Origin of the sequence: Streptomyces sp. 13-12-16, from assembly GCF_002114215.1 — a bacterium.
GTDB lineage: Bacteria > Actinomycetota > Actinomycetes > Streptomycetales > Streptomycetaceae > Streptomyces.
In genome coordinates this window covers 1-4992 of the sequence record NZ_NCTE01000435.1, presented here as the reverse complement: position 1 = coordinate 4992, position 4992 = coordinate 1, and the positions used below count along the sequence as shown (strand labels likewise).

Sequence of the window (4992 nt, the reverse complement as noted above, 5' to 3'; positions counted from 1 at the left end):
GACCATCGACACGGTCGCCGCCCAGCTCGCCGCCGAGGGCAACTCCGAGGAACTGCGCTCCCTGGTGGAGGGGCTGGCGCGGCAGCACAGCGGCTTCTTCGACACGGCCTGGCGGGTGGAGCACCCGGCCACCGCGGACGTGCTGGAGGCCATGGGGCGGCTGCACCCCGACAAGCGGATCGCGAAGGAAGCGCGGAAGGCGGCGTTCAAGGCACGGTCGCAGCACGGGAGCTGAGCGCCGCGCCTCTCGCACGCGCGTGGCCCGCGGCCGGGTGGTGGGGTGTGTGCCAGGGCTGTGCCGGCATGCGGCTCCGCCGTGTGGGCGCGAAAGGGCCGGGAGCCCAGCCCTCGGGGACGGGAAGGGGCAGCGGGGCGGGGAAACCCGCACGGCGGGGGCCACGAGCGTCCGGCGCCGCGCGGGACGCCTGACACGGGACGGGCCCCGCGCCCGGTGCCGCGCGGGGTCCGGGCGGTTCACGTAAGGGAGAACCACCGTGACCCCCGGTGTTCAACGGGCGTTCAGGCATGGGCGGGAGGGTGGCGGGCGCACGGCGTTCGCCACCCTCCACGGTCCAGCCACGGCACAGGAGACAGCATGTCGCTCACCCGCAGGGACTTCACCAGGACGTCCGCGATCGCCGGCGTCGCACTGGCGGGCAGTGTGGCCGCCCTCGCCTCCGCGCCCCACGCCCTCGCGGCCACCGACACCGGGAGCGCGGACGAAGGGGCCGGGGAAGCGGCCGGACGGCACGACGGGGTCGGATACGGGCCGCTCGTCGCGGACCCGGCCGGACTCCTCGCCCTGCCCGCCGGGTTCACCTACCGCGTCCTCACCCGCGCCGGCAGGACCCGGCTGGAGTCGGGGGAGTTCACGCCCGCCGACCACGACGGCACCGCCGCCTTCCCCGGACCCCGCGGCAGCACCCTCCTGGTCAACAACCACGAGATGGACGGCCCGCGCGAGGAACGGGAGTTCCCCGTCCCGCTCGCCGAGGGCCTGGTCTACGACCCGGCCGCCCCCGGTGGCTGCACCGTCGTCGAGGTGCGCCGGGACGGCAGCGTCGCCGAATGGGTCGGCATCGCCGGCACCGCCAACAACTGCGCGGGCGGCAGCACCCCCTGGGGCACCTGGCTCACCTGTGAGGAGAACTCCGACCGGGCCGGCGAGAACGGCATGACCAAGGACCACGGCTACGTCTTCGAGGTCGATCCCGCCGACCGGCGCGCCAACCGCGACCCCAAACCGCTGAAGTTCTTCGGGCGTTACGACCACGAGGCCGTCGTCATCGACTCCAGGCGCGGCCACGCCTACCTCACCGAGGACGCCGACGAGCCCAACGGCCTGTTCTACCGGTGGACCCCGCCGGAGGGCTTCCGCCACGGCCCCGGCAGGTTCCGCACCCTCGCCGACGACGCCGGCGTCCTCCAGGCGCCCAAGTGCTACGACTCCGGCGGCCGGTACGTCGACGACCTCTCCCGCGCCACGAGGACCGGCACGGTGTACGGCGTCGACTGGGTGGACGTACCCGACCGCGACGCGCGGACCGTCGACGTGCGCGGACAGTTCGGGGCCGGCGAGGTCACCCGCGCCCGCAAGCTGGAGGGCATGTGGTGGGGCGACGGCGGGGCGTACATCGTCTCCTCGTACGCCCGCGAGGAGAGCCCCGTGCGGCACGACGGCCAGGTCTGGTTCTACGACCCCGGGCGCCGCACGCTGACCCTGAAGGTCCTGCTCGGCGCCGACCGGGACCCGGCGGAGGACGGCGCCTTCGACGGCCCCGACAACATCACCGTCTCACCGTACGGCGGCCTGATCATCGCCGAGGACGGCGAGGGCGCGCAGCACCTGTTCGGCGCCACCGACAGCGGACGCACCTACCCCATCGCCCGCAACGAACTGAACATCGGCACCGAGGAGGAGCCGGAGTTCAGCGAATTCACCGGAGTCACTTTCTCCCCCGACGGCAAGACCCTGTACGCCAACATCCAGGAACCCGGCATCATGCTCGCCGTCACCGGGCCCTGGAAGCGGCAGCGTAAATAGAACGGAGAATCACGCGTACGGGTGGTCCCATCCGATTTGGCAGGTGGTCGGTCATGGTGGACATACCGTTCATCTATGTCCACCTTCGAGGGTCTCGCCGAGGGAACTCCGGTCTGGCTTCCGGATGGCGCAGTCGCGCCTGTGGAGCGCGTCGTTACGGAAGAACTTGCTGTGCTCGCCTTCGACAAGGAGTGGGACCTGCGGGAAGCCAGGCTCGGACGCCCGTATCCACCGCGGGACCATACGGTCGGCAACCTGGTTGGTGTCCTGCCCATGCGCTGGATCAGTAACGGTATGCAGCCCGTCTTCGCCGTCCGGCTCGCTTCGGGTCGGCTTGTCGAAGTGACAGCAAACCATCGATGGGCGGTGCGTAGTCGCGCGGGCTCACGCCGTCCGACCTGGAAGGCAACGGCAGAGTTGGTGCCGGGGTGTGCTATCCCGGCACCACTGAACGCAGACTTTTTCGGGAGCCTCGGGGACGAGTGGGATGGTTGGTTCGTCGGCTCGATGCTTGGAGACGGCAATATGACCGGAAGGACTCCGACCTGGGCGGGACATGACGACGGAACGCTCCAGCAGATGCGCGACTACGCCGCCAGGCATGGCTGTCAGGTTCGGGTAGACGACAGCGGCACCTGGCTGCGGGTTCGTCTCACTGATCCCGAGTGGCATCGCAACGCGTTGCGCGACCTGCTGGCCACGCACCAGGTATGGGGTTTGAAAGGCGAAGAAAAGCGAGTAGCTGACCTTTCGTACAGTCGTGAGTTTGTCTGCGGCCTTGTAGCCGGTCTGTTTGACAGCGATGGCTCGGTGGGGGCGCGACAGGTCGAATTCGCCAATATCTCCGAAAATCTCGTCCGCCGACTCGGCGACGAGCTGCTTCGACTTGGCATCCAGAGCCATGTCAGCAGCAAGAGGAACAACCACAGCATGAAGCCACTCTGGCGGCTCCGTGTGGCTGATGGGCGTTCTGTTGTGCGATTGAGTGAGACGGTGAGGCTGCGGACGGAGTACAAGGCTGCGGCCCTGGCGGCCTTGGCCGCACGGGGACGAGCGTCCCGTCGATCTGCGACCGGCCCTCGTGGTTACGCAGATGCAATCATGTGGGACCGGGTCGTGTCTGTGTCGACGGTTGGCGTGAGGAAGGTCTACAGCGTCGAGGTGCCTCCGTCGCGTCTGTGGATCGCAAACGGTGTTGTTACTGGCGCTTCCGTGGCACCCTCCACGGGTGCGGAGACATTGACCTGTGCACGTACGCGACCTTGACCGGAGTTCGCCTTCTACGGCACGCAACCAGTCAGCACACGTGGTGGCCGTGCTGCCTGTTGGACCAGCACACAGTCACTCGCCGGCCAGCGTGCCCGCGCCGCCAGGCCGCACCCTGGCGCTCGTCGACCGCTCGGGTTCGACGAGCAAGCCGGTGCCGTTCCACCACGGCGACCCGACCGAGCAGGTTCCGGCCGAGGTACCGGTCTACACCTGGAACCTCGCCGGATACCGCGCGGGCCACGGCCCGTCGGGCACCGCGAACCGGCACACCTTCGGCGGTCTCTCCGACGCGGCCTTCCGGATGGTTCCGCTGCTGGAGGCCGGCCGGGACGCCGACTGGCCGTGGGCCGCGTGAGGGGCTGCCCGGAACCGGGGCCCTCCCCGTCCCCCGCTCGATAGGGTGGGGGAGGGTTCCCGGTGGTGAGGAGTGGCTGATGGCGCAGGTCAGGTCCATGCGCGCGGACGCCCGCCGCAATCGCGAACTGCTCCTTGAGGCCGCGGTGGAGGCGTTCGCCGCGCACGGCGAGGGCGCCTCGCTCGACGACATCGCCAAGCGGGCGGGCGTCGGGTCCGGGACGCTCTACCGGCACTTCCCGACGCGTCAGGCGCTGCTGGAGGCCGCCTACGTCGACCGCATCGAGTCGATCGCGGCGCGGGCCGGTGAACTGGCCGGGCAACTGCCCCCGGGCGAGGCACTGGTGGAGTGGCTGAACGAACTCGGCGCCGGGATGCTCCGGATCCGGGGGCTGCGGGCACTGCTGGGTGCCGCCGTCGGGGACGGCGGCACGGAGTGCTGCGATCCGCTGAAGGGCGCGGTGTCCCGGCTGGTCGGGGCGGCGCGGGAGGCGGGCGTGCTGCGGCGCGACGTCGAGCCCGTCGACGTGCTGCGGCTGGCCCACGGGGTGGCGACGGCCTCGGAGCTGGCGGGCGGGGAGGGTACGCAGATCCGCCGGTACCTGGAGCTGCTGATGACCGGACTGCGGGCTCAGGGCGCCCCCTGAGCGGGGGCGCCCGACGGCTCGCGGGAGTGGTTACAGCGCCTGGGCGGCCGGCTTCACCATCCCCCGTACGGTGCGGGACTTCACGAAGTCGCCCATCGCGGTCATCTCCCACTCGCCGGAGAACTGGCGGATCAGCTTCGCCATCATCACGCCCGTCTGCGGTTCGGCGCCGGTGAGGTCGAAGCGGACCAGTTCCTCGCCCGTGGTGGCGTCCAGCAGACGGCAGTACGCCTTGGCGACCTCGGTGAACTTCTGGCCGGAGAAGGAGTTGACCGTGAAGACCAGGCCGGTGACGTCCATGGGGAGCCGGCCGAGGTCGACGGTGATCACCTCGTCGTCCCCGCCGCCCTCGCCGGTGAGGTTGTCGCCGGAGTGGCGGATCGCGCCGTTCACGATCTGGAGCTTGCCGAAGTAGCAGCTGTCGATGTGGTTGCGCTGCGGGCCGTAGGCGATGACCGAGGCGTCGAGGTCGATGTCCTTGCCGCGGTAGGCCGGCTCCCAGCCGAGCCCCATCTTGACCTGGGACAGCAGCGGCTGACCGCCCTTGATCAGGGAGACGGTCTGGTTCTTCTGGAGACTGACCCGGCCCTTGTCGAGGTTGATCTTCCCGGTGCCGGGAGCGGGGGCGGGCGGGGCCGGGGGTGCGGCGGGGGTGGCGGGTGCGGCGGTCGGCATGGG

4 protein-coding genes and 2 pseudogenes are annotated in these 4992 nt (G+C 70.4%); 5 read left to right on the top strand and 1 reads right to left on the bottom strand.

Annotated elements, in window-relative coordinates:
* The 5 genes and pseudogenes from B7767_RS17860 to B7767_RS17840 all read left to right on the top strand — a co-directional run.
* Positions 1-235, top strand: a pseudogene (locus B7767_RS17860) (hypothetical protein); the annotation flags it as partial.
* A gap of 360 nt (positions 236-595) precedes the next feature.
* On the top strand, positions 596-2044 hold the full coding sequence (locus B7767_RS17855; RefSeq protein WP_085573063.1) for an alkaline phosphatase PhoX: 1449 nt from the start codon (positions 596-598) through the stop codon (positions 2042-2044).
* A 75-nt stretch (positions 2045-2119) separates the two neighbouring features.
* Complete coding sequence (locus tag B7767_RS17850) at positions 2120-3310, top strand: LAGLIDADG family homing endonuclease (protein WP_085573062.1); 1191 nt, start codon at positions 2120-2122, stop codon at positions 3308-3310.
* Between the two features lie 166 nt (positions 3311-3476).
* Positions 3477-3668, top strand: a pseudogene (locus B7767_RS44685) (TROVE domain-containing protein); the annotation flags it as partial.
* 79 nt (positions 3669-3747) lie between these two features.
* Positions 3748-4314, top strand: a complete 567-nt coding sequence (locus B7767_RS17840) for a TetR/AcrR family transcriptional regulator (protein WP_085573061.1) — start codon at positions 3748-3750, stop codon at positions 4312-4314.
* A gap of 30 nt (positions 4315-4344) precedes the next feature.
* Here the strand turns inward: B7767_RS17840 and B7767_RS17835 are convergent.
* On the bottom strand, positions 4345-4992 hold a 648-nt coding region (locus B7767_RS17835), incomplete at its 5' end, for a TerD family protein (RefSeq protein ID WP_179167183.1).

Coding starts and splice junctions, on each gene's coding strand:
- B7767_RS17840 (WP_085573061.1), top strand. CDS start 3,748: ATGGCGCAGGTCAGGTCCATGCGCGCGGACGCCCGCCGCAATCGCGAA.
- B7767_RS17855 (WP_085573063.1), top strand. CDS start 596: ATGTCGCTCACCCGCAGGGACTTCACCAGGACGTCCGCGATCGCCGGC.
- B7767_RS17850 (WP_085573062.1), top strand. CDS start 2,120: ATGTCCACCTTCGAGGGTCTCGCCGAGGGAACTCCGGTCTGGCTTCCG.